This is a genomic window from Roseobacter sp. HKCCD6576-2 (assembly GCF_013179285.1).
GTDB classification, from domain to species: Bacteria; Pseudomonadota; Alphaproteobacteria; order Rhodobacterales; family Rhodobacteraceae; genus Rhodophyticola; species Rhodophyticola oceani.
In genome coordinates, this window is the sequence record NZ_WVNW01000004.1 from 81533 (window position 1) to 103911 (window position 22379).

24 protein-coding genes are annotated in these 22379 nt (G+C 61.1%); 3 read left to right on the top strand and 21 right to left on the bottom strand.

What is annotated here, in order from left to right; translation table 11 throughout:
- Positions 1-73: 73 nt before the first annotated feature.
- The 7 genes from GTF44_RS15125 to pyk form a co-directional block, all read right to left on the bottom strand.
- Positions 74-580 (bottom strand): hypothetical protein, encoded by a 507-nt coding sequence (locus GTF44_RS15125; protein WP_145214654.1) that lies wholly within the window; start codon positions 578-580, stop codon positions 74-76.
- 811 nt (positions 581-1391) lie between these two features.
- A complete protein-coding gene (locus tag GTF44_RS15130) occupies positions 1392-1910 on the bottom strand; it encodes a hypothetical protein (RefSeq protein WP_171560301.1) in 519 nt (172 codons plus the stop codon).
- Positions 1910-2974, bottom strand: a complete 1065-nt coding sequence (pheS, locus tag GTF44_RS15135) for a phenylalanine--tRNA ligase subunit alpha (RefSeq protein WP_171560578.1) — start codon at positions 2972-2974, stop codon at positions 1910-1912. The genes GTF44_RS15130 and pheS overlap by 1 nt, the downstream gene beginning before the upstream one ends.
- 153 nt (positions 2975-3127) lie before the next feature.
- Positions 3128-3487, bottom strand: a complete 360-nt coding sequence (gene rplT / locus GTF44_RS15140; protein ID WP_145214648.1) for a 50S ribosomal protein L20 — start codon at positions 3485-3487, stop codon at positions 3128-3130.
- Between the two features lie 13 nt (positions 3488-3500).
- Positions 3501-3701 (bottom strand): 50S ribosomal protein L35, encoded by a 201-nt coding sequence (gene rpmI, locus GTF44_RS15145; RefSeq protein ID WP_171560298.1) that lies wholly within the window; start codon positions 3699-3701, stop codon positions 3501-3503.
- A gap of 107 nt (positions 3702-3808) precedes the next feature.
- Positions 3809-4039 carry a hypothetical protein gene (locus GTF44_RS15150; protein ID WP_171560295.1) on the bottom strand — a complete coding sequence of 77 codons (231 nt, stop codon included), beginning with the start codon at positions 4037-4039 and terminating at the stop codon, positions 3809-3811.
- A 7-nt stretch (positions 4040-4046) separates the two neighbouring features.
- Positions 4047-5498 (bottom strand): pyruvate kinase, encoded by a 1452-nt coding sequence (gene pyk / locus GTF44_RS15155; protein WP_171560293.1) that lies wholly within the window; start codon positions 5496-5498, stop codon positions 4047-4049.
- A gap of 304 nt (positions 5499-5802) precedes the next feature.
- Between pyk and pncB the strand changes: the two genes are divergently transcribed.
- Entirely contained in the window at positions 5803-7095 is a 1293-nt protein-coding gene (gene pncB, locus GTF44_RS15160) for a nicotinate phosphoribosyltransferase (RefSeq protein ID WP_171560290.1), read from the top strand.
- Between the two features lie 7 nt (positions 7096-7102).
- On the opposite strand, the gene GTF44_RS15165 is transcribed toward pncB, so the two are convergent.
- The 10 genes from GTF44_RS15165 to dapA form a co-directional block, all read right to left on the bottom strand.
- A complete protein-coding gene (locus GTF44_RS15165; protein WP_171560288.1) occupies positions 7103-8263 on the bottom strand; it encodes a Fic family protein in 1161 nt (386 codons plus the stop codon).
- A gap of 293 nt (positions 8264-8556) precedes the next feature.
- Positions 8557-9483 carry an L-lactate dehydrogenase gene (locus GTF44_RS15170; RefSeq protein ID WP_171560287.1) on the bottom strand — a complete coding sequence of 309 codons (927 nt, stop codon included), beginning with the start codon at positions 9481-9483 and terminating at the stop codon, positions 8557-8559.
- Positions 9484-9574: 91 nt separating this feature from the next.
- Positions 9575-9994 carry an alternative ribosome rescue aminoacyl-tRNA hydrolase ArfB gene (arfB, locus tag GTF44_RS15175; protein WP_171560285.1) on the bottom strand — a complete coding sequence of 140 codons (420 nt, stop codon included), beginning with the start codon at positions 9992-9994 and terminating at the stop codon, positions 9575-9577.
- A gap of 303 nt (positions 9995-10297) precedes the next feature.
- The gene (locus GTF44_RS15180; RefSeq protein ID WP_171560283.1) at positions 10298-10921 is read right to left on the bottom strand and encodes a queuosine precursor transporter; all 624 of its coding nucleotides are present in this window, start codon (positions 10919-10921) and stop codon (positions 10298-10300) included.
- Positions 10922-11014: 93 nt separating this feature from the next.
- Positions 11015-12199, bottom strand: coding sequence for an amino acid aminotransferase (locus tag GTF44_RS15185; protein WP_171560282.1), 1185 nt, complete (start codon positions 12197-12199; stop codon positions 11015-11017).
- Positions 12200-12209: 10 nt separating this feature from the next.
- A complete protein-coding gene (locus tag GTF44_RS15190; protein ID WP_171560280.1) occupies positions 12210-12770 on the bottom strand; it encodes a GNAT family N-acetyltransferase in 561 nt (186 codons plus the stop codon).
- Entirely contained in the window at positions 12767-13618 is an 852-nt protein-coding gene (sseA, locus tag GTF44_RS15195) for a 3-mercaptopyruvate sulfurtransferase (protein WP_171560278.1), read from the bottom strand. The genes GTF44_RS15190 and sseA overlap by 4 nt, the downstream gene beginning before the upstream one ends.
- An 86-nt stretch (positions 13619-13704) precedes the next feature.
- Entirely contained in the window at positions 13705-14178 is a 474-nt protein-coding gene (gene smpB, locus GTF44_RS15200; protein ID WP_171560277.1) for an SsrA-binding protein SmpB, read from the bottom strand.
- Positions 14179-14197: 19 nt separating this feature from the next.
- Entirely contained in the window at positions 14198-14680 is a 483-nt protein-coding gene (gene tsaA, locus GTF44_RS15205) for a tRNA (N6-threonylcarbamoyladenosine(37)-N6)-methyltransferase TrmO (protein WP_171560274.1), read from the bottom strand.
- 1 nt (position 14681) lies between these two features.
- A complete protein-coding gene (gene dapA / locus GTF44_RS15210; RefSeq protein WP_171560273.1) occupies positions 14682-15554 on the bottom strand; it encodes a 4-hydroxy-tetrahydrodipicolinate synthase in 873 nt (290 codons plus the stop codon).
- 129 nt (positions 15555-15683) lie between these two features.
- Between dapA and GTF44_RS15215 the strand changes: the two genes are divergently transcribed.
- Entirely contained in the window at positions 15684-17633 is a 1950-nt protein-coding gene (locus GTF44_RS15215; protein ID WP_171560271.1) for a lytic transglycosylase domain-containing protein, read from the top strand.
- Here GTF44_RS15215 and GTF44_RS15220 read toward each other — a convergent pair.
- Positions 17620-18489, bottom strand: a complete 870-nt coding sequence (locus GTF44_RS15220; RefSeq protein ID WP_171560270.1) for a DMT family transporter — start codon at positions 18487-18489, stop codon at positions 17620-17622. The two genes, GTF44_RS15215 and GTF44_RS15220, sit on opposite strands and share 14 nt — an antisense overlap.
- A complete protein-coding gene (gene mnmD, locus GTF44_RS15225; RefSeq protein WP_171560268.1) occupies positions 18486-19157 on the bottom strand; it encodes a tRNA (5-methylaminomethyl-2-thiouridine)(34)-methyltransferase MnmD in 672 nt (223 codons plus the stop codon). Before mnmD ends, GTF44_RS15220 begins: the two co-directional genes overlap by 4 nt.
- A gap of 60 nt (positions 19158-19217) precedes the next feature.
- Here mnmD and GTF44_RS15230 point away from each other — a divergent pair, with 60 nt between their 5' ends.
- On the top strand, positions 19218-20258 hold the full coding sequence (locus GTF44_RS15230; protein WP_171560266.1) for an FAD-binding oxidoreductase: 1041 nt from the start codon (positions 19218-19220) through the stop codon (positions 20256-20258).
- 69 nt (positions 20259-20327) lie between these two features.
- On the opposite strand, the gene GTF44_RS15235 is transcribed toward GTF44_RS15230, so the two are convergent.
- Together GTF44_RS15235 and GTF44_RS15240 are read right to left on the bottom strand one after the other, a co-directional pair.
- On the bottom strand, positions 20328-20879 hold the full coding sequence (locus GTF44_RS15235; RefSeq protein ID WP_171560265.1) for an NADPH-dependent FMN reductase: 552 nt from the start codon (positions 20877-20879) through the stop codon (positions 20328-20330).
- Between the two features lie 63 nt (positions 20880-20942).
- Complete coding sequence (locus tag GTF44_RS15240) at positions 20943-22325, bottom strand: mechanosensitive ion channel family protein (RefSeq protein WP_171560262.1); 1383 nt, start codon at positions 22323-22325, stop codon at positions 20943-20945.
- Between the last annotated feature and the right edge of the window lie 54 nt (positions 22326-22379).

The window sequence follows — 22379 nt, forward strand, 5'->3', positions numbered from 1 at the left end:
CATCTCACTTCTCGGCAGAGCGATAGCCTATGTGTGAAGGGATGAAAACCCGCGCGCCGGAGCCGCGAAAGGCTCACATCATCGCATCAATCCCAACGATCATCGACATGACGAAAAACAAGACGCAGGTGATCACGGTCAGCACGATCACCCGGTTGAAATAGCGCACCTGTTTGATCGCCTCGATCTGCAGATGGAAATCGGCGGCCACCTGGCTCATCTCGAACACATGGCGCAGGCGCGGCGATGGCTCATAGATCAAGCAGCGGAGCAGGAAGAGGATCGAGATCGAAATGCTGACGATCTGCCCGAACATCAAGAGCAGGGTCAGCCATCGCTGATCGAGCGAGAAGATAAAGGCCGATGTGGCGAGGATAATCGCAAGCACGGCCAAAAGCGCGGAGGATTTCGCGTCGATCTCCGCCATGATCTGCCGCGCTTCCTCCTGATCCATATCCATCGTGCCGACATCCGCCTCGATATCGAGACAGACCGGCGTCAGCACCAGATGCGACGCGTCGGGCATCAAGGTGCGGTCCATGATCTGAACCATGTGTTGGAGCGAGAGGGCGGATTTCATGCGCGGCGATCCTTTGCGGCTACATCCCTTGTGGAGACGATAGGGGGCAAAGGCGGCGACAATGGATGGACCATGGCATATCTCTCCTGCGGGTCGAGGGAGAAGGTAGAGGAGACGCGGATCGACGCAAGTATTCTAGATTTGGGGCACAACGCCAGTTGGGTAACGAGCATCTGACGGCGTTGAAGCGGCGGTCATCCAATCGGGAGTCGAGGAGCTTGGTTGAAAAATGAATAGGAAAACGTGCAGACTGCAAGAGGATAGCCCAATAGGCGGTTGTATTACTGATGCGCGTCCTGAAGATGATTAATGATTGGTTAACGGTAACGAGGATCCCATGACACGATTAGGTTTTGCATTCGCCTTTGCAGTCTCCAGCCTCTTTGCGGGTGGAGCGGCACCTGTCCACTCGGCGGCAATGATCGAGATCAGCAATGGCATCAGCATCATGGAACATGGCGGCGGCTGTCGGCGCAGCTCTCCGCCAGGGCAGTGTTGTCACATGGATAACAGCGTCGGGCGCGTACACTGCCACTGACGAGGCTGCTATCGAAAACGTCGGGACTTCCCGGGCACTGATTTGAGCGCAAGCCGGGCGCGCGCCTGCCCGTGGGATGGCGCTGCTACGTCGGTCCGGAGCGCTTTATGCCCGCCAAGTACATCCTCGACAAATAGGAGCATCAACCCCGCAAAAGCGCCAGCCCGCCGGAACGGGCAGGCGCTCGCCCGGCGCTTTCAGCGCTATTGGGGCAGTGCTGTCACGACGCTTGCGAAAGGCTGAATGGCAATTTGAGTTCCGATCTAAAACCAGTCATCCGACCAGAAGTGCGGCTATCAACGTTCCGATTAACACGACGGTCAAAACGTACAGAACCGGGATACAGAACCTAAGCAAACGATCTCTAAAAAGTGCTTCATCGAAAAGTGCAAAAACCAGCTCCCTTGATCGATCAACGCCCTGCCCCGGCACTTTGCTATGATCTATCGCGTCGATATCTAGCGCGGCGCGCCGACCAATTCGTAGCTGACAGCGAATGCAAAGTAAGGCGAGTATCAAGTATCCTACAAGCTCAATCGCGAGGACCGTTCTAAGCAGGCCCTGAGAGTTAAATGCCCAAATGACTCCGGTAACCGCAATCATTATCGAGATATGGGAAAGTAGCGTTCCTGCCTGCGATTCCGTTTCATTCATAGTCTTAAGCGCATAGTCGCGTTCGATGGGCTGGTAACGCGTGTCCGAAAAACTCGCGAGCAGTCGAAAGGTGTCCCTTTCGGCTTTTGTCGCAACATAGCCGCGAAACATACCTCGAAAACTACGCCAGATAAGCATCACACCCCACTATGAACCGCAGGCACCTCCAGCGCCGCAAACCCATAGTGCCGCAGCCAGCGCAGATCGCTATCAAAAAACGCCCGCAGATCCGGTATCCCGTATTTCAGCATCGCGATCCGATCGATGCCCATGCCAAAGGCAAAGCCTTGCCATTCCTCTGGGTCGATCCCGCCCGCGCGCATCACGTTGGGATGCACCATGCCGGAGCCGAGCACTTCCAGCCAGTCGTCGCCCTCGCCGACCTTCACCGTGCCACCTTCCCAGGAGCATTGGATATCCACTTCCGCCGAGGGTTCGGTGAAGGGGAAATGCGAAGCGCGGAACCGGGTCGTGACCTTGGTGCCGAAATAGGCGGAGAAGAACTCCTCCAGCACCCATTTCAGGTTCGCCATGGAGATATCGCGGTCAATCGCCAAGCCTTCGACCTGATGGAACATCGGCGTATGGGTCTGGTCGTAATCGGCGCGATAGACCCGGCCCGGGCAGATCACCCGGCAAGGCGCGCCATGGGCCTCCATATGCCGGATTTGCACCGGCGAGGTATGGGTGCGCAGCACATGCGGGGGGCGATTATCGCCCTCGCGGCGATGGGTGTAGAACGTGTCCATCTCGGCCCGCGCGGGGTGGTGGCCGGGGATGTTCAACGCGTCGAAGTTGTACCAATCGGTCTCGATCTGCGGCCCCTCGGCCACGGCGAAGCCCATATCGGCGAAAATCGCGGTGACCTCTTCGGTGACCTGGCTGACCGGATGGATCGTGCCCTGCCGCCGGTGCCGCGACGGCAAGGTCACATCGAGCCACTCGCCTTTCAGCCGCTCGTCCAAAGCCGCATCGCCCAGCGCCGCCTTTTTCGCAGCCAAGGCGCTGTTCACCTCGTCTTTCAGCGCGTTCAGCGCCGGGCCAGCCACTTGCCGCTCCTCGGGTGTCATCTTACCCAATTCGCGCATCTTCAGGCTGATCTCGCCCTTCTTGCCCAGCGCGGCCACCCGCATCTCTTCAAGGGCCGCCTCATCCGCCGCCCCCGCAATGCGCTCAAGCCAACCGCCACGCAGCGTGTCCAACCCGTCCATCTCAGGTCTCCATATCCGTTCGGGTGTCAGCTATCACAGCACCCTTCGATTGCAAGCCGGGCACCAAGGCCCGAAAATGAAAAGGCCCCGCTGCCGGATCAACCGGCGACGGGGCCCAAAGCTCTGTTAAGGCGAACGCGCAGGTTAGAGCGCGGCCTTGGCCTGGGCCACAATGGCCCCAAACGCCTCGGGTTCATGCACGGCCAGATCGGCCAGAACCTTACGGTCCACTTCGATCCCGGCCAGCGACAGGCCGTTGATGAAGCGCGAATAGGTCAGCGCCTCGTCATGGGCACGCACAGCGGCGTTGATCCGCTGAATCCACAGCGCGCGGAACTGCCGCTTGCGGTTCTTCCGGTCGCGGGTCGCGTATTGGTTGGCCTTGTCGACGGCCTGGGTCGCGGTTTTGAAGTTCGTCGACCGGCGGCCATAATAGCCTTTGGCCTGATCCACGATCTTCTTGTGACGGCGATGGGTGACGGTTCCACCTTTGGTGCGGGACATATCTCAGGCCTCCTTAGCGCGCGTAGGGCATGTAGGATTTGACGATCTTCGCGTCGGGAGCGGACAAGGTCGTCGTCCCCCGCGCATTACGGATGAACTTGTTCGTCCGCTTGATCATCATGTGGCGTTTGCCCGCCTGAGCAGCCTTCACCTTACCAGAGGCCGTCATCTTGAAGCGCTTCTTGGCGCTCGACTTCGTCTTCATCTTCGGCATTTCCGTCTCCTATTCGGGTCGGTTCAGGCGCGACTCGGCATGCCAATTGGCCGGCCGCACCGATAAGAAAGCGCGATGTAGCGCCGATTGCGCGCCCGCGCAAGGGGTCAGTTCAGGATACGCGCCGCAACCGAGACAAAGGCATCCGGCACAGAGACCAGCGTCAGCCCCTCGGCCGTCTGCAGATGCACAAATGCGAAGAGGCCCAAGGCGATCACCAAGCTGATGATCGAACGCACCGGCCATATCTTGTCCGCCCAAGCCGAGAAAATCGACGCAAGCGCCAATCCCGTAACCAATGTGGCGATCACAAGCAGAATATCGTGAGGAACTGTCAAATGGGCGTCAATCCGGCTCGGTTGCGTAAATCAGCCTCTCGGCCACAGGCGCGACCCTGATGATATTCGTTGTGCCCTGAACATTAAAGGGCACACCGGCGGTAACAACGATTTGCTCCTCTTCTGAGGCAAATCCCCCCTCGCGCGCGGCCCGCGCCGCGGAGACCACGGCCAGTTTGAACCGGCTCACTTCACCGGCCGTGATGAAGCAATTGGTGCCCCATGTCAGACAGAGCCGCCGCGCCACATGGGTCAGCGGGGTCAGCGCCAAAATCGGCACCGAGGGCCGCTCGCGCGCCACCAAACTCGCGGTATTACCTGATTGGGTGAAGCAACAAATCGCTTTGATATCCGTGGTCTCCGCGATCTCCCGCGCCGAGGCCACGATGCCATCGGCCACCGACGAACGTTTCACATGGCGCGAGGCGCGCATGATCTCGTGATAGGTCGGGTCGGCCTCGACCTCGATAGCGACGTTGTTCATCGTATTCACGGCTTCGATCGGATAGCCGCCTGCCGCAGATTCGGCGCTCAACATCACAGCATCCGCACCTTCATAGATCGCGGTCGCTACATCCGAGACCTCGGCGCGGGTCGGCACCGGGCTTTCGATCATGCTTTCCAACATCTGCGTCGCCACGATCACCGGCTTGGCCGCCGCGCGGCACTTCCGCACCAGACGTTTCTGAATCGGCGGCACATTCTGCACCGGCAATTCCACGCCCAAATCTCCGCGCGCCACCATAATCCCATCCGAGGCCACCAGGATCTCGTCGAACGCCTTCTCCGCCGCCGGCTTCTCGATCTTCGATAAGATCGCCGCGCGGCCCTTGGCCAGATCGCGTGCTTCCTCCACATCCTCTTTGCGCTGCACAAAGCTCAGCGCCAGCCAATCCACGCCCAATTCGCAGACAAACTCCAAATCGCGCCGGTCTTTATCTGACAAGGCCGCCAGCGGCAGCACCACATCGGGCACATTCACACCCTTTCGGTTGGAGATCGGCCCGCCCGCCACAACCACGCACTCCGCAAAATCCGCCCCGCAGGTCTCGACCCTCAGCTTCACCTTGCCGTCATTGACCAAGAGATGCGCGCCGGGCGCCAAGGCCGCGAAAATCTCCGGATGCGGAAGCTGCACCCGCGTCGTGTCGCCCGGCGTTTCGTCCAGATCGAACCGAAACGCCGCGCCATCCTCCATGTCAAAGCCATGATCATTCGCAAACACACCACAGCGCAGCTTTGGCCCCTGCAAATCGGCCAGGATGGCAATCGGGCTGTCCAACTCCTGTTCGATCTGCCGAATGATCTCATGTCGTTTGCGGATCTCGTCATGATCGCCATGGCTCATATTGAGGCGAAACACATCCGCCCCCGCCTCAAACAGCGCTCGGATCATTTCGTAGTCGTTGGACGCAGGGCCCAAGGTGGCGACAATTTTCACGTTGCGCAGGCGTCTCATGAAATAGCAAAGTCCCTTTTTCCGGTCGGATGGTAGCGCTCACATCGGCGTTTGGTCAGCTATGGCCGAAAACCCGGGCCAGGACAACTGAGCGTCCAGCCAAGGTCCGGCCTCTGTGGCCATTGGGTCCGGTCGCAGATCCGTTCGTCGAACTCACACCATAGCCCTATCAGACCCACATGACCGAATTGTTTCGTGATCACCACCCCAGACGCCGCCACATCTCCGCGGAAATGGGCCAAGGTTTCCTACCTCGACACCGCCCGCCCCTTGCGCTCTAACTCACACGCAGGAGGACAGGCCCATGGTCGACATCGCCACCCGCGTCTACAATCACAAATGGAAGATCGACCCGATCGTCCGTTCGCTGATCGACACGGATTTCTACAAGCTCCTGATGTGCCAGTCGGTGTTCCGCAACCGCCCCGACACGCAGGTCACCTTCTCGCTGATCAACCGCACCAAACGCATCCCGCTCGCCCGCCTGATCGACGAGGGCGAGTTGCGCGAACAGCTTGACCATATCCGCACCCTGCGCCTCCGCCGTGGCGAAAGCACCTGGATGCGGGGCAACACCTTCTACGGCAAACGGCAGATGTTCACGCCCGAATTCATGGATTGGTTCGAGGCGCTGCAACTTCCCCCTTACCACCTGGAGCGCGTCGGCGACCAATATGAGCTGACGTTTGAGGGCACTTGGCCCGAGGTGATGCTCTGGGAAATCCCCGCGCTCGCCGTGCTGATGGAACTCCGCTCCCGCGCCGTCCTGCGCGACATGGGTAAGTTTGAGTTGCAGGTCCTCTATGCCCGCGCCATGACCAAACTCTGGGAAAAGGTCGCGCGCCTGAAAGCCATCGATGGCCTCCGCGTCGCCGATTTCGGCACAAGACGCCGCCACTCCTTCCTCTGGCAAGACTGGTGCGTGCAGGCGATGCAAGAGGGTCTCGGTGACGCCTTCGCCGGCACGTCCAACTGCCTGATCGCCAAAAACCGCGATCTCGAGGCCATCGGCACCAACGCCCATGAACTGCCCATGGTCTATGCCGCGCTGGCCGAGACCGACGCCGCGCTGGCGGCCGCGCCCTATGACGTGCTCTCCGACTGGCACGACGAACATGACGGCAACCTGCGCATCATCCTGCCCGACACCTTCGGCACCCGCGGCTTCCTGGCACACGCGCCCGATTGGCTCACCAAGTGGACCGGCATGCGCATCGACAGCGGCGATCCGGCCAAAGGCGCCGAAACCGCGATCGCCTGGTGGAAGGCCCGCGGCGAAGACCCGCGCGAGAAGCTGGTGATCTTCTCCGACGGGCTGGATGTCGGCAAAATCGAGGAGCTCCACGCCCAATTCGCCGGCCGCGTCCGGGTCAGCTTCGGTTGGGGCACCCTCCTGACCAACGACTTCCGAGGCCTCGTCCCCGACGACGCCCTGGCGCCGTTTTCGCTGGTCTGTAAGGCGGTCGCGGCGAATGGTCGAGCGACCGTGAAACTGTCGGATAACCCGGAGAAGGCGATGGGCCCGGAGGCCGAGATCGCACGATATAAGCGGGTGTTTGGGGTGGGGGAGCAGGAACGGGTGGAGGTGGTGGTTTAGGCAAGCATCACTCTCGATCGGCGACTTTCATAATTTCGGGCGCAATGAAAACGGTTGGGTGTAATCGGCTAACTTCGACGAGAACACCTTGCTCTATTAGCTTGTCAATTGTGTTTCTAGCAGCCCTATAAGTCACCCCAAATGCATCCTGAACGTCCCGAACACGGACAATTGGAGAATCGAAGAGCATGTCCACCAATGCGACGGCGTTGGCCGCCTTTGTGGCGAGAGTAACTCTTTCTCGATAGGAAGCTTGCAGAGAAATTAGGCGGTCTACGACTTGGATGGAACTACGTGCGCTATCTTCCACAATGTCGAGAAAGAAAGAAATCCAATCGTTCCACGCACCATTGGTAGATACAGCCAGCATCAGATCAATGTACTCGTCCTTTCGCCCTTCCAACTCCGGACTGACATACAGGAGAGGGGTTTCAAACAATCCTCTTTCGACAGCCATCAACGATATCAGCATTCTCCCGACTCTCCCGTTGCCATCCGAGAATGGGTGAATCGCTTCAAGTTGGTAGTGGGCGAGTGCCATATCTATGAGGGGTGGCGTTTCATCGCGATTTGGCCTGTTAATGTAGGCCTCCAACTGATCCATGCATTTTTCCGTCTCAGTCGGCGGAGGCGGGACGAAACGTGCATGTTCAATACCCCTTCGGACTCCTCCGATAGCGTTTTGCTCAGTTTTGTAAGATCCGCGGTTTCGGTTGGCTCCGCGATGACTTCCAACACCTGATAGCAGAATGTCATGTGCGGTCCTTATGACCTTGTGGCAAATGGGTAGACCATCTTCTTGCAGCATTCTCAATGATTCACTGAGGGCTCTTAGATAGTTTCTTACTTCGATCGAAGCTTGGTCGCTTGCTTCGTCCATGCCTGCGTCTGCTATAAGTAGATCGTCGTCCGTTGTGAAAGTACCTTCCATCGCCGATGATGTGAGGGCTTCGCGCCGTTGCAATGGTCTTACTAGGATGTATGGGTTTCCTAGCCGACGGCTTGCACCTCTTAGTTCTGCTATGGCGTCGCGTGCGTTCTGAAGTGGTACTATGAGGCTGGCTAGGTCCAACTCTGGCGGTAAGGCGTTCGGAACAAACGCTTTTACGTTATTTGGTGTGTCAACAAGGTGTCCCGTGCTTTTTGAGCCGAATAGTGACGTGTCCATGTCGTTCCTCAAGTACAACGTTCTACGTCAAGTTATACTCTTGGTGGCCTAGAGTACAACTTGACTGCTTAAGTTGTACTTTCCAGCATTACATGACTGCTAGATATTGTGTGGTGAGATCCGACTACCACAACCGTCAAGGAACTGTTCTGGCTAACTTGGCCCATCTTCTTCATTCCCTATCAGGTGCCATCCAAGCGATGCGTCGTGCCGTTTGACGTTCCTTCGTCCGACTCGCACCCCCGCGTATGCACAGGTTGTGTGCAGCCCTTGCACGGGGCCGTGCACCCAACCTACCCCACCTCCTCCACCCACCCCTTCAGCATCGCCGCACTCGCCCGCAGCCCCTCTGTCTCTTCCGGCGACAAATCCGGCATCAGCTCCGCCACCACGCCATCCCGCCCCACGACCCGCGGTAGGGAGCAGGCGACCTGTTCCACACCCAGCACATCCGACACGCAGCTGACCGACAAGACCGCCTGTTCATCGGCGATCACGGCGTTCACGATCCGCGCCAGGCCTGCGCCAATCCCGTACCAGGTCGCGCCTTTGCCCTCGATGATCGTATAGGCCGCGCGGCGCACGCCGGTGTCGATCCGCGCCCGCACATCCGCCGTCAGCGCCGCGCCCACCTGCGCCGCGAAGGAGGTCAGCTCGACGGAGCCGACCCGCGCATTCGACCAGGCCAACACCTCCGAATCCCCATGTTCGCCAAGGACATAGGCATGGACCGAGCGCGGCGCGATCCCCAGATGTCGCCCCAAGAGCCAACGGAACCGGGCGGTATCCAAGATCGTGCCAGAGCCAATCACGCGGCCCGGGGCCAGCCCCGAAATCCGCTGCGTGATCTGCCCCATGATGTCCACCGGGTTCGACGCCACCAAGAGGATCGCCTCGGGCGCCACCGCCATCACCTGGCCCACCACGGCCTCAAACACTGCCGCGTTGCGGGACAGAAGCTGAATCCGCGTCTCCCCCGGTTTCTGGCTCACACCCGCCGCCAGAATGACCACCGCCGCGCCCGCCAAATCCTCGTAACCGCCCGCCTCAACCATCACTGGATGCGCAAAGGGCACCGCATGGGCGATGTCCTCCGCCTCCGCCTGCGCGCGTTTCTCGTCGAGATCGACCAACACGATCCGCGAGCCGATCCCCCGCATCACCATGGCGAAGGCCGCTGCCGATCCGACCATACCTGCGCCAACGATTCCGATTTTCATGAGAGGCCTCCTGCGATGTTTTCCACAACGTAAGGGGGAGTGGCGCAGAAAGAAGACGGCGAGTCGTCGCTGCGCCGAGACTTGCCGTCACTCACTCCGTCTCGGTTCTTCCTCGCAACGCTTTCACGTCGCCGCGCGCCTTTTTCGCCTTCAGCCGCCGTTCGACCGAGCCACGGGTCGGTTTGGTCGGCCGCCGCCGTTTCGGCACCACCGTCGCCCGGCGCACCAGCTCCGCCAACCGCTCTCGCGCGATCTCCCGGTTCCGCGCTTGGTGCCGGGTTTCTTGCACGAAGATCACCACCGCCCCGTCTTTGGTCCAGCGCGATCCGGCCAGCCGCCGCAGCCGCCGCTTCACTGCGTCGGGCAGGTTGGGCGAGCGCTCCGCTTCAAACCGCAGTTCAACCGCCGTCGAGACCTTGTTCACATTCTGCCCACCCGGGCCCGAGGCGCGGGTAAAGCTCTCGGTCAGTTCCCAGTCTTCAAGGCTGATCTGGTCGGTGATGCGCAGCATAGGCCGCCCTCATTCGCGTCTGTATCATTTCCATACGGGATCCATACCAAATCCATACGGCAATTTCGGCACCAAAAAGGGCCGCACCAATGGCACGACCCTTTTCGAGAAATCAGGAGGTGGGCGCGGTCAGGACCGCTGGTCCACCTGGGATGGGGTTCGCCCCCTAGGGTTGCCTAGCGGCGATCCTCCCAAGCTGTCCCGACGCCATTCTCCAATACCTCTCTAGACACTGGATCACCTCCTTTCATTTGGTTGCTGTTGAGGTGAGCCTGCCACAGATTTTGTGTTTGTCAAAAGAAATTATGCGACATGTGCCAATAATCGGCGGGTGAGGATGCGGAACGGAATCAGCGCCAGGATCGCCAGCGACAGTTTCACCAGCCAATCCGCGAAGGCCAGCGAGACCCAAAGCGGCGCCACCGGCCCGGCTCCAAGCATCGGCAACATCTCTCCGGCCCAGGACACGTCATTGCCCGGCTCAAGGAAGGTCAGACTGGCCGAGAAGGCGATGGTGAAGAAGAGCGCCGTATCCACCGAAGACCCAATGATCGTTGAGAAAACCGGCGCTTTCCACCAAACGCCGTCGCGCATCCGGTCAAAGATGGCGACGTCCAAAAGCTGCGCCGTCAGGAAGGCCAGACCGGAGCCCATCGCGATGCGGAGCGTGACCAGCGGGCCGAACTCGCCCATGATCTGCGTTCCAATCAGCGAGCAAGCAACGCCGACCAAAAACCCAACGAAAACAACGCGCCGGGCGGCGGCCACGCCATAGACGCGGTTCATGACATCGGTGACCAGGAAGGCCAGCGGATAGGTAAACGCCCCCCAGGTCAGCCATTGGCCGAAAAGGAATTGGACGAGGATGTTGGAGGCGACGACAATCGACGCCATGGCCAAAATGCCAGGCAAATACGTGCGGTTCATGTTGTTTTCCGTTTTGACAAGGTGGTCGGAGACTTGGCCCATAATCGGGCGATGGCGCGCAATACGCCCCTTCCGCCCGTCTGACAAGGGTCTTTAGCCCATCACCTTTGCCACCGCGCGTGCCACATAAGGGATGCTGTCGGGTGTCAGGCCAGCAATGTTCATCCGCCCGTCGCCCACCACATAAATCGCATGGTCGTCGCGCAGGGCTTCCACCTGCTCGGGCGTGGCGCCGATCAGCGAGAACATGCCGCGATTGCTGGCCAGAAAGCCGAACCGGTCCGAGCCCGTCTCGGCCCGCAAAGCCTCGGCGATCGATTGCCGCGTGGCACTCATCCCCTCGCGCATCTCTCTGAGCTCCGTTCGCCAGGTCTCGGTAAGGGCCGGATCGGTGAGGATCGTCTCCACCACCCGCGCGCCGTGATCCGGCGGGAAGGAATAATTCTGTCGGTTGAGGAACGCCAACGTCGCCTGTGCTTTGGCTTGGGTTTTGTCATCCGCCGTGATCGCAAAGGCGATCCCGACGCGGTCACGATAAAGCCCGAAATTCTTTGAGCAGCTGGCGGCGATCAACACTTCCGGCAGCATACCCGCCAAGATCCGCGTGCCCGCCGCGTCCTCCTCAAGACCTTCACCAAAACCCTGATAAGCGATGTCGACAAACGGTATCGCACCCGTGCGTTGCAGCAGCGCGCCCACATCCCGCCAATCTTGCAACGACAGCTCAACACCTGACGGGTTGTGACAACAACCATGCAGCAGCACCACATCGCCCGTTTTCGCCTCGGCCAAATCCCCCATCATCCCGTCGCGATCCAACCCGCCGGTTTCAGGGTCATAATAGCGATAAAGCCGCAGGTTCAGGCCAAGATACCCGGCGATTGAGCGGTGATTGGGCCAGGATGGGTCGCTGATCCAGACGGTCGCATCCGGCGTGAGGTTGCGGGTCAACTCGAGAATCTGCCGCACGGCCCCGGTGCCGCCCGGCGTGGCCAGAGCAGCCACCCGCGATGCCGGCACCGCATCGTCCAGGATCAAGTCGCGCATCACCGCATGAAACCCTGGATCACCCGCCAGGCCCAGATAACTCTTTGTTTCCTGGCTTTGCCAAATCCGCTCTTCGGCCTGCTTGACCGCGGCCATAACCGGTGTCCGCCCATCCGCGGTGCGATACACGCCAACGCCCAGATCGACCTTTTGCGGGCGCTCATCGGCGGCATAAAGCGTCATGATGCGCAGAATTTGATCGGTCTCGGGCGGGGTCAGTGTCTCAAACATGGTGTGGCCTTCAGGCAGGAAAAAGCGACGGATCACGGTCGCGAGTCAGAATGCAGGTTTTGTCTTCGGTGCGGATCGGACGGAACCCGACCCTCTGATAAAGGTCCAGGGCCCGTGGGTGGTCAAGCGTGCAGGTGTTGACCGTCATCCGCCGAACGCCCTCGCCCGCCCAGCCTTTCGCAAGCGCCGTGCGCAGCAATTTGCCACCCAAACCTTGGCCAACCGCCTCGGGCACCATCCCGAAATAGGCAAGATCGCAGGTGCCAGCTTGGCGGAAATCAAGTTGGAAAAAGCCTTGCGGCCATCCCTGAGCGCTGGCCACCCAAAGCTCGACCGCCGGGTCCTGCACAAAGGCGCGTACCACCTCTGGGTCTTCACGATGCTTGTCCTGCCACTCATAAGCGCGGCCCACAGCGTCATAAAGCGCCAGGAAAAACCATGCGGGCGGACGGACCGCATGGTCCAGCCGCACGCCTTCGGGCAGCAGCGGGGCCGGATCATTCGGGCCGTCCAACATCTCAAGATAGGTGATCCGATAGGGCAGCTCCGTGCCCGCTTTGATCAAACTCATCCGGTCGCCACTTTCAACTGCTCGAACTGACCCCATTCCGCCCAGGAGCCGTCGTAAAGCGCCACATCGCGATGGCCGAGCCGGTCTAGTGCCAGCATCAAAATCGCTGCGGTCACGCCCGATCCGCAGGTGGTGATCACTCGTTTGTCCAAATCCACACCCGCGCTTTCAAACGCCGCACGCAAAGCGTCGCCCGCTTTCATCGTACCGTCGGCATTGAGCAGGCTCGCGTAATGCACATTCATTGAGCCGGGAATACGCCCCGCGCGCAAACCGGGCCGGGCCTCAGGCTCTTCGCCCTTGAAGCGGCTTGGAGAGCGGGCATCGACAATCTGCCAATCCCCGAGCTTCGAGGCCGAGGCCACTTGCGTCACATCTTTCACCAGATGCGCCTGCCGCTGCACGGTAATATGCCGGTCGCGCAGCACTGGCGGCATATCTTCCACCGGTCGCCCTTCGGCCTGCCATTTTGGGAAGCCGCCATCCAGAACCGCGATGTCGGTCTTGCCCATCAGCCGGAACAGCCACCATATCCGCGCGGCCGAGAACAGCCCGGCGCCGTCATAGGCCACGACCTGATGGCCATCACCCACGCCCATGGCGCGCATCCGGCTGATGAATTTTTCGACCGGCGGCGCCATATGCGGCAGCTCGCTGCGGTGATCGCTGATTTCATCAATATCGAAAAACCGCGCGCCGGGGATATGGCTGGCCTCATACTCCGCCCGCGCATCGCGGCCCATCCCGGATAGGTAATAGGACGCGTCGATCACCCTAAGGTCGGGGTCGGTTAGATGCGCCGCCAACCAGTCGGTGGAGACCAGGGTTTTCGGATCATCGGCGGACATATCTCGGCCTTTCTGGACTGTCTTCGATCTGCCGAATAGCCCTACGCATAAGGCTTGACGCTGGCAAGGGGCGCGCAGCCGCAGGCTTATCCCTCGCGGAGCAGCCGTGCTTTCTGACGCTGCCAATCACGTTTGGCTTCCGTCGCGCGTTTGTCGTGGTTTTTCTTGCCCTTTGCGATGCCGATTTTCAGCTTCACCAGCCCCCGGTGGTTGAAATACATCACCAGCGGGACAAGGGTCATCCCCTCGCGCTGCGTCGCGTTCCACAGCTTCGACAGCTCCTTGCGGCTGACCAGGAGTTTCCGCCGCCGCCGCTCTTCATGGGCAAAGGTCTTGGCCTGCAGATAGGGCGCGATATAGCTGTTCACCAACCACAGCTCGCCATTCTCCACCGCAGCATAGCTCTCGGCAATGTTTGAGCCACCGGCGCGCAGCGATTTGACCTCGGAGCCTTCCAGGATGATCCCAACCTCAAGATCATCCTCGATGGCATAATCATACCGCGCCCGCCGGTTCTCGGCGATCACCTTGTAATTTGGGTTGTCGGGTTTCTTAGCCATGGGGGCGGGATATAGGCGCTTACGTCTCCAGGTGCCAGCCCGGCGCGACATCGACGGTTTCGATCCAGGGCTTGATATCGAGCAGTGGCGTGCCGTCAAACGCATCAATCGCGTCGATTTCGACCACAGCGCCGTCGATCCCGGTGATCAGCACCGTGGCCAGCGCAATCGGGTTTGGCCGGACGGGGGAGCGGAGCGCAAAGGTGCCGCGCGGACCATCGGCATGGGCCGGTGTCTGCACGATCAGGTCGCGTTCCCCGCGGTCGACCCAATAGAGCAATTGCACCGCTTGCCCGACTTTCAGCCCGGTCAAAGCAGGCGCATAGGCCGGATCAAGCTCGATCCGCGCCGCTTCTCCGGTCTCCCGTGCTTGGCGGATGTTCTTCGGCGCATTGCCTTTGGACCATGGCGAGCGAATACGCCCGATAAAGGTCAGCCCCGCGTCGACCCGGTCCCCCGGATCGAAGCCAAGCGCGACCTCGCCTGGGCGCGCGCCGCTCATCTCAGTTGATCAATCCGGCATGCCGCATACCGCTTTCAATCGCGGCTTTGGTGCTGTCTTCGACGCCGGTCAGCGGCAAACGCACCTCGTCAGAGCAACGCCCGAGCACCGAAAGGCCATATTTGGCCCCCGCCAAACCGGGCTCCATGAAAATCGCCTCATGCAGCGGCATCAGACGGTCCTGATAGTCCAGCGCCTTGGCATAGTCGCCGGCCAGCGTCGCCGCCTGCATCTCAGCGCAAAGCTTCGGCGCGACATTGGCGGTGACGCTGATACAGCCATGCCCGCCTTGCGCGTTGAACCCAACCGCTGTTGCGTCTTCGCCCGAAAGCTGGATGAACTCCGTGCCGCAGGTGATCCGCTGCTGCGGCACGCGGGAGAGATCCGCGGTTGCGTCTTTCACACCGACGATATTGGGCAGCTTGGCCAGTTCGCCCATTGTCGCCGGCGCCATGTCGATCACCGAGCGCGGCGGAATGTTGTAGATGATGATCGGGATACCGACCTCATTCAGGGCCGCAAAATGCGCGATCAACCCGCGCTGCGTCGGCTTGTTGTAATAGGGGGTCACCACCAGAGCGGCCGCCGCGCCAACGGCTTTTGCATGTTCCACAAAGCGGATCGCCTCGACGGTGTTGTTCGACCCCGCACCGGCGATCACCGGCACCCGGCCAGCCGCCGTTTCCACCACGGCGGCGATCACCTGCTCATGCTCGTCATGGGACAGAGTCGGGCTTTCGCCGGTCGTCCCCACAGGCACCAACCCGGTGCTGCCTTCCGCAATTTGCCACTCCACCAGTTTCTTCAGCGCGTCAAAATCCACTGCGCCGTTCGCAAACGGCGTGACCAATGCGGGCATTGAGCCTTTAAACATCACACGCTTCCTTATCAGTGGGTAAAGCCGGGATCGGCGAAATCGCGCGGACACTATCCCCAGATGCGGGAATTGCCAAGTTCGTGTGTTGCAAGCGGGCGCGGCCCTCTTATCCTAAGAGGGACACCCATGCCGGAGCCCCACATGCGCGCCTATCTTCTTGCCGTTTTCGCCGCCCTGATGCCTTTGCCTGTGGCCGCGAATCCCGACGCAATCGGTGTGGCCTTGGCCGCCATCGGCGCACAAGATTTTGATCTGGCCGCCGAGGCGACGCGGCAGATTGATGACGAAGCGGGCCGCGATGTGGTCACCTGGGCCCGGCTTCGGGCGCGCCAAGGCCGGTTTGAGGAATATGTTGATTTCTTGGACCGCAATGCGGATTGGCCAGGCCTGCCGCTTCTGCGGGCGCGCGGCGAGCGGAACATCCCGCAGAGCGCTAACCCCGCCACGGTCATCGCCTATTTCGGGCCGCAACCACCCGAAACCGGCACCGGCAGCTTGCGCCTGGCCGAAGCGCTGATCGCAACCGGCGAGAGAGATGCCGCCCATGCCGAAATCATCCGCGCCTGGACAACGATGACTCTGACCACGGCACAGTTCGACACGATCCTGTCGGAATACGGTTCGATCTTGGCCGACCATCATATCGCCCGGCTCGACAACCTGCTTTGGGAGGGGGAAGAGGACCGGGCGCAGCAGATGGAGAATATGGTCCCTGCGGGCTGGCGCGCGCTTTCGGAGGCTCGGATCGCACTGCGCGAGCGCCGCACCGGAGTGGATAGTTTGATCGAGGCGGTGCCGGAGGCTTTGCAATCCGACCCCGGCCTGGCCTTCGAACGGTTCCTCTGGCGGATGCGCGCCGATCTTTGGGATCGGGCCGCAGATTTGCTTCTGGCCAGGAGCACGTCAGTCGAGACGCTCGGCCGCCCCACAGAATGGGGCAACCGCCGCGCCACCTTGGCCCGCGATGTCGCCCGAGAGGGCGATTTCGACCGCGCCTATCAGATTGCCGCGTCGCATTTCATCGACCCGAGCGCCGATTATCTTCGTTACGCCGATCTGGAATGGATCGCCGGATATGCCGCGCTTCGTCTTGGTAATGCCGACCAAGCCGTGACCCATTTCAGCAATTTCCGCGAGGTGGTGTTCAGCCCGATCAGTGTTGGGCGCGCAGGTTATTGGTTGGGCCGAGCGCATGAAGCGGCGGGCAATGCGGAGGCTGCTGCTGAAGCCTACGCCCTTGGCGCAGCGTATCAGTCAAGCTTCTACGGTCAGCTTGCCGCCGAACGGGGCAATCTGCCAACCGACCCGGCGTTTTTGGCTGATGAAACCTATGGCAATTGGCGCAATGCCGGCTTCATGGGCTCCTCTGTGCTGCGCGCCGCTCTGGTTCTTTACGAGGGTGGGGAGATTGATCTGGCCGAACGCTTCATGACACATCTGACCGAGAGCCTCTCACGCGAAGAGGCCGGGCAGCTTGGCGATCTCGCCTTCGACCTGGGTAACCCGCATATCGCGCTGATGATTGCCAAACGGGCCGCACAGCAAGGCCATGAGATCATGCGCGCCTATTACCCGGTGACCGAACTGGCCGAGGCCGATTTGGCGGCCCCGCCGAGCCTCAACCTCTCGATTGCCCGCCGCGAATCCGAGTTCGACCCGGGCGTGATCAGTTCTGCCGGGGCGATTGGCCTGATGCAGGTCATGCCGGGCACCGGACGGGGGCAAGCCAACCGCCTGGGGCTGGAGTTCAGTGAGGCGCGCCTCTTGAGCGACCCGGCATATAACGCGGTTCTGGGCGCCGGATATCTGGCCTATCTGACCGAAGAGTTTGGGACCAACCCGGTGCTTCTCGCCGCCGCCTACAATGCGGGTCCAAGCCGCGCCCGCGCTTGGGTCGAGCGGTTTGGTGACCCGCGCGACCCATCGGTGGATGTGATCGACTGGATCGAGGCGATCCCGTTCAACGAGACCCGGAACTACATCATGCGGGTGACCGAGAGCCTGGCGATCTATGAGGCACAACTGACCGGTGAGCTGGCCCCGCCGACGCTGACCGACCGTCTTACGATGCCTTAGCCCGCGCCCGCCAAAGGGTGAAAAGCCCGGCCGCCACGACCAGCCCGCCGCCGATGACCACATTCGTTCGCAGCGTCTCGCCAAACACCAACAGGCCCAAGGCTGAGGCGAAGACCAGTTGCAGATAGGCAAAGGGTTGCACAGCGCTCGCCTCCGCCACCTCATAGACCTTGATGAGCAGCCAATGGCCCGCGACGCCGGTAACACAGAGCGCAGCCATCCAGACCCAATCCGGCCCGCTCATCGGTTCCCAGAACCAAACCCCGATGACCGTCATCACCACTGCACCAACAGTCCCGGTCCAGAAGAAACTCGTCGCCGCGTCATCCTTGCGTGCCGCATATCGGGTCAAAAGCCCGTAAAGCGCGAACATGAGCGCCGCCGCGAGCGGCACCAGCGCCTCAATCTCGAACACGCGCACACCGGGCTGCAAAATGATCAAGACCCCGACAAAGCCGACCGCGATAGCCGCCCATCTGCGCCAGCCGACCTTCTCCCCCAGAATCGGTCCTGACAAAGCCGCTATCAATAGCGGGTAGCAGGCAAAAACCGCGTGGCTCTCTACCAGGCCAAGCAGCACAAAGGCCCCCACCATCACGCAGATTTCCAGCGACAGAAGCATGCCCCGAAACGCCTGCAGCACCGGCTGATTGGTCGCCGCCGCTGCCCGCACACCGCCAGCCTGACGGGCCGCGATGGCGATCACAAAAGCCGCGAAAAACCAATAGCGGATCATCACCACCATCAGCACATTGTATTCCCCTGCCAGATGCCGGCTGATCCCGTCCTGGATGGCGAAGACGAAGGTCGTGGCGACCATCAGCCAGATCCCGAGCCGCGTGTTCTGCACCGTCATCTGAGCCGCCCCACCGACATATGCCGCTTGCGGCCAAACCCAGGGACGCGGGTCACATCGAAGCCCGCCGCGTCCAACGCGCGGCGCACATCACCCGCCGCCGTGTAGGTCGCGAAGGTCCCGCCAGGGGCCGTATGCCGGGCGACCTCAGCCATCAGGGCGGCCTCCCAAAGCTCCGGATTTTTGGCAGGTGAAAACCCATCCAGAAACCAAGCATCGGCTTGCCCGTCCCAAGCTGGTAAAGTTTGACGCGCGTCGCCCTGGATCACCTGAAGCTCATAATCGGCGCCGGCCAACTTCAGTGGCACGCAGGCCGTTTGATCACTGAGAAGCACATCGCCCGGCAGGTCCGGAAACTGCGCCAGCGCCTTCGACATCTCGACCATCGGCATCGGAAACGCTTCGAAGCTGGTGAAATGCAGCTTGCCACTCACACCGGCGGCGCGAAACGCGGCCAGCGCCGTCAGAAAACTCAACCCTGTTCCAAAACCCAATTCGGCGATCCGAAACCCTGGCACGAACCGCGCGGGCAGGTCATTGCCCGCCAAAAACACATGCCGCGTTTCGGCGAGGCCATTCTCCAGCGAATAATACGGGTCGTCAAACAGCGTCGAGACCGGCACGTCGCCGTCTCGCCAGTCCACCTGCTCTCTCTGGCGCTCCGCCATGGCCTGCCCTAAACCCTTGGAAATCGCGGGTGACTTTGGGCAAGCGGCGAAGGATTGGCAATGACAGATGTGACGGTGCATGGGGCAGGGGTTTTCGGGCTCTCGGTGGCCTGGGCCTGCGCGTGCCGTGGGGCGACCGTCCGCGTCATCGATCCCAACGGGGTGGGGCAGTGGGCCAGCAACGGGCTGGTCGGCGCCTTGGCCCCGCATGTGCCGGAAAACTGGAACGATAAGAAACAAATGCAATTCGACAGCCTGGTGATGGCCGAAACGATGTGGGCCGAGGTTGCCGAACTCTCTGGCGAAGACCCTGGCTATGCCCGTCTTGGCCGGTTGCAGCCGATCCTTGATGAGGCGGCGCTGGCCCTTGCGGAGGCGCGCGTGGAAAGTGCCAAGCCGCTCTGGCAGGGCAGATTCACTTGGCAGATCGTCCCGCAAGACACCTATGCGCCCTACGCCACCTCGCCGACCGGCTTCTTGATCCATGATACGCTCAGCGCCCGCGCACATCCCCGCCGGTGCACCGCTGCCCTCGCCAAAGCGCTGACGGCGATCGGGGTCGAGATCACCACGGACGGCGCCGCCGTAGGAAAACAGGTCTGGGCAACTGGTGTCGCGGGTCTAGTGGAGCTGTCTGACGCCCTTGGCACCACTGTGGGCAATGGGGTCAAAGGCCAGGCCGCGCTGCTCGATTTCTCCGCGCCTGAGATGCCGCAACTCTTCGCCGACAGCTTGCACATCATCCCGCATACCGACGGGACCACGGCCATCGGCTCAACTTCCGAACGCGACTATACCGATCCGGGAAGCACCGACGCGCAGCTTGACGCGCTCATCGCCAAAGCCCGCACCCTCTGCCCGCCGCTGGCGGAGGCCAAAATCCTCACCCAGTGGGCCGGCCTGCGCCCCCGCGCCCGGTCTCGCGCCCCGATGTTGGGGCATCACCCAACCAAACCGGGCCAGTTCATTGCCAATGGCGGGTTCAAAATCGGCTTCGGCATGGCCCCGATCATCGGCGAGATCATGGCCGAACTGATCCTCGACAACCATGATCGTATCCCCGAGAGCTTTCGCCCCGAGGCAAGCCTGCGCAAAAGCTAATCGCCCTTGCTTCTCTGCTTCAAAAATATCCCCGCCGGAGGCTCCCGTGGGGACCACTGACCCCGACGCTCAGGGGCTCTCCAACCCGGCCGCAACACGCAATTCCGACATTAACTCGTTGAGCGAAGCGAGATTCCGGTCATTCGTCAGACGACCATCCGCATCAAACTGCCCGCTGGCCTCGCCAACCAGAACCTCAGGCCCCGATATCAGCCGTGGTCGAAATGGCCGCATCGCCAGAACCAGGCTCGATTGCGTCCGCTCGCCGCCTGCACGCCCCGCCGTGGCTGACAGAATTGCCACCGGCTTCTCGCGCCAGGGGCCACCTTTCGTCCGGCTCACCCAGTCCAGGGCATTCTTCAACACGCCTGACAACGCCTTGTTGTATTCCGGCCCCGCGATCACCACCGCATCCGCGGCTGCGATCTGATCGGCCAAGGTCTGCACGACGGCCGGAATGCCTTCGGCGTCCTCCAAATCGCCATCATAAAGCGGCAACCGCAAATCACCCTCGACGAACTCCGCTGGCTCAAACACCCGCGCCGCCTCGTGCATCAATTTGCGATTAAATGATCCTGCCCGCAGCGACCCGCAGATCCCCAGCAACTTGCCCGATGCCATCCTTGCCTCATTTGAAAATTTCCAGTCCGTCAGACATATCGCGCACAGCCGGCTTGGCAACGCCTAGTCGGTCCGGCCTGTCTCAAGCGTCGACCCTTCCAAAACCTTCACCTCCCGCTGCGGGAAGGGGATCGAAATGCCATGCTCCTGGAACGCGTCCCAAAGCGCCAGATAGACATTTCCGCGGATATTGGTCAGCCCGCCGGTCGGGTCGGTGATCCAAAATCGCAGGATGTAATCGACACTCGAGTCGCCGAACCCCACGATATGGCAAACCGGCGGGCGGAAACTCAGCACCCGGTCCACGCCCTGCGCCGCCTCAATTGCGATCTTGCGCACCATGTGCGGATCGTCGTGATACGCGGTGCCAAAATAGATATCGAGCCGGACAAATTCGTTGGAGTGGGACCAGTTCACCACCTGGTTGGTGATAAGGTCTTCGTTCGGGATCAGGTATTCCTTGCCGTCCCGTGTGACAACGCTGGCATAGCGGGCACCAAGCGTGTTGATCCACCCGAAGGTCTCGCCCAGGGAGATCACGTCGCCGGGTTTGATCGACTTGTCGAGCAGGATGATCACGCCCGAGACCAGGTTCGACACGACTTTTTGCAAGCCGAACCCGAGGCCGACACCAATGGCGCCTGACAAAAAGGCCAGCCCGGTCAGATCGACGCCAACCGCCCGCAAGCCGATGAAAAACGCCGCGCCATAGAGCAGAACCTGCACCGCCTTGACGACCAGGACTCGCATCGAGGGTGAGATATCTTCATTGGCCTGGACCCGCGCCGCCGTGGTGCCGGAGATAAACCGCGCGCCGGTAATCAACGCCGCAAGGATCACGACACCCTGCACCACAATCAGCAGCGACAGGCGCATATCGCCCAGATTGAACCCGATCCCATCCAGAAGCGCCGCCGCCTCGCTTTGCAGGTTGAGGATCGCCAAAGTGACGTAGATCCAGGCGCCATAGCGCACCAGGCTGCGCATCACTGGCGAGCGGATCAGCCGGGTGACAAACACAACGAAAAGCCATGCCGTCGCCAGTTCCGCAATGATCCCAAGTAGATAGCTCCGGCTTGGCCACGTCATCTCGCGCATGATCCACACCGCGATCCAGATCAGGATCACAAAGAAGATCGGCATCAAGCGGCGATGGATCACCACCAGCACCCGCATCCGCCATTTCGGCCAGCCCTCGCGCGAGGCCATCCAGGCGCGAATCCGTGGGCCAAGCAAATGGCGGAGCAAAATGGCGGTCAAAAGCAGACCTACGGCGATGCAGATTTGGTAGAAATTCCAAGGCCTCAGCAGGCTTTCGAGAAACACACTGCCTTGCGCGATCAGATCCTGACCCAAATCCAAAGCCTGATCCAGGGTCTCGTCCACACCCAACTCCGGCGCTGTCTCCGCGCCGCCATTCGGGCTGCTCTCGGCCTCAGGCTCCATCCCGGTCCTTTCGTCAGGGTTGGGGCATAGTCTATCGCCTTGACCCAATCGGGC

What these genes read in the sequence shown, in the direction of transcription:
- GTF44_RS15125 (WP_145214654.1), bottom strand. Translation starts at nt 580, where the DNA reads ATGAAATCCGCCCTCTCGCTCCAACACATGGTTCAGATCATGGACCGC.
- GTF44_RS15130 (WP_171560301.1), bottom strand. Translation starts at nt 1,910, where the DNA reads ATGCTTATCTGGCGTAGTTTTCGAGGTATGTTTCGCGGCTATGTTGCG.
- rplT (WP_145214648.1), bottom strand. Translation starts at nt 3,487, where the DNA reads ATGTCCCGCACCAAAGGTGGAACCGTCACCCATCGCCGTCACAAGAAG.
- rpmI (WP_171560298.1), bottom strand. Translation starts at nt 3,701, where the DNA reads ATGCCGAAGATGAAGACGAAGTCGAGCGCCAAGAAGCGCTTCAAGATG.
- pyk (WP_171560293.1), bottom strand. Translation starts at nt 5,498, where the DNA reads ATGAGACGCCTGCGCAACGTGAAAATTGTCGCCACCTTGGGCCCTGCG.
- pncB (WP_171560290.1), top strand. Translation starts at nt 5,803, where the DNA reads ATGGTCGACATCGCCACCCGCGTCTACAATCACAAATGGAAGATCGAC.
- GTF44_RS15165 (WP_171560288.1), bottom strand. Translation starts at nt 8,263, where the DNA reads ATGGACACGTCACTATTCGGCTCAAAAAGCACGGGACACCTTGTTGAC.
- GTF44_RS15170 (WP_171560287.1), bottom strand. Translation starts at nt 9,483, where the DNA reads ATGAAAATCGGAATCGTTGGCGCAGGTATGGTCGGATCGGCAGCGGCC.
- arfB (WP_171560285.1), bottom strand. Translation starts at nt 9,994, where the DNA reads ATGCTGCGCATCACCGACCAGATCAGCCTTGAAGACTGGGAACTGACC.
- GTF44_RS15180 (WP_171560283.1), bottom strand. Translation starts at nt 10,921, where the DNA reads ATGAACCGCACGTATTTGCCTGGCATTTTGGCCATGGCGTCGATTGTC.
- GTF44_RS15185 (WP_171560282.1), bottom strand. Translation starts at nt 12,199, where the DNA reads ATGTTTGAGACACTGACCCCGCCCGAGACCGATCAAATTCTGCGCATC.
- GTF44_RS15190 (WP_171560280.1), bottom strand. Translation starts at nt 12,770, where the DNA reads ATGAGTTTGATCAAAGCGGGCACGGAGCTGCCCTATCGGATCACCTAT.
- sseA (WP_171560278.1), bottom strand. Translation starts at nt 13,618, where the DNA reads ATGTCCGCCGATGATCCGAAAACCCTGGTCTCCACCGACTGGTTGGCG.
- smpB (WP_171560277.1), bottom strand. Translation starts at nt 14,178, where the DNA reads ATGGCTAAGAAACCCGACAACCCAAATTACAAGGTGATCGCCGAGAAC.
- tsaA (WP_171560274.1), bottom strand. Translation starts at nt 14,680, where the DNA reads ATGAGCGGCGCGCGCCCAGGCGAGGTCGCGCTTGGCTTCGATCCGGGG.
- dapA (WP_171560273.1), bottom strand. Translation starts at nt 15,554, where the DNA reads ATGTTTAAAGGCTCAATGCCCGCATTGGTCACGCCGTTTGCGAACGGC.
- GTF44_RS15215 (WP_171560271.1), top strand. Translation starts at nt 15,684, where the DNA reads ATGCCGGAGCCCCACATGCGCGCCTATCTTCTTGCCGTTTTCGCCGCC.
- GTF44_RS15220 (WP_171560270.1), bottom strand. Translation starts at nt 18,489, where the DNA reads ATGACGGTGCAGAACACGCGGCTCGGGATCTGGCTGATGGTCGCCACG.
- mnmD (WP_171560268.1), bottom strand. Translation starts at nt 19,157, where the DNA reads ATGGCGGAGCGCCAGAGAGAGCAGGTGGACTGGCGAGACGGCGACGTG.
- GTF44_RS15230 (WP_171560266.1), top strand. Translation starts at nt 19,218, where the DNA reads ATGACAGATGTGACGGTGCATGGGGCAGGGGTTTTCGGGCTCTCGGTG.
- GTF44_RS15235 (WP_171560265.1), bottom strand. Translation starts at nt 20,879, where the DNA reads ATGGCATCGGGCAAGTTGCTGGGGATCTGCGGGTCGCTGCGGGCAGGA.
- GTF44_RS15240 (WP_171560262.1), bottom strand. Translation starts at nt 22,325, where the DNA reads ATGGAGCCTGAGGCCGAGAGCAGCCCGAATGGCGGCGCGGAGACAGCG.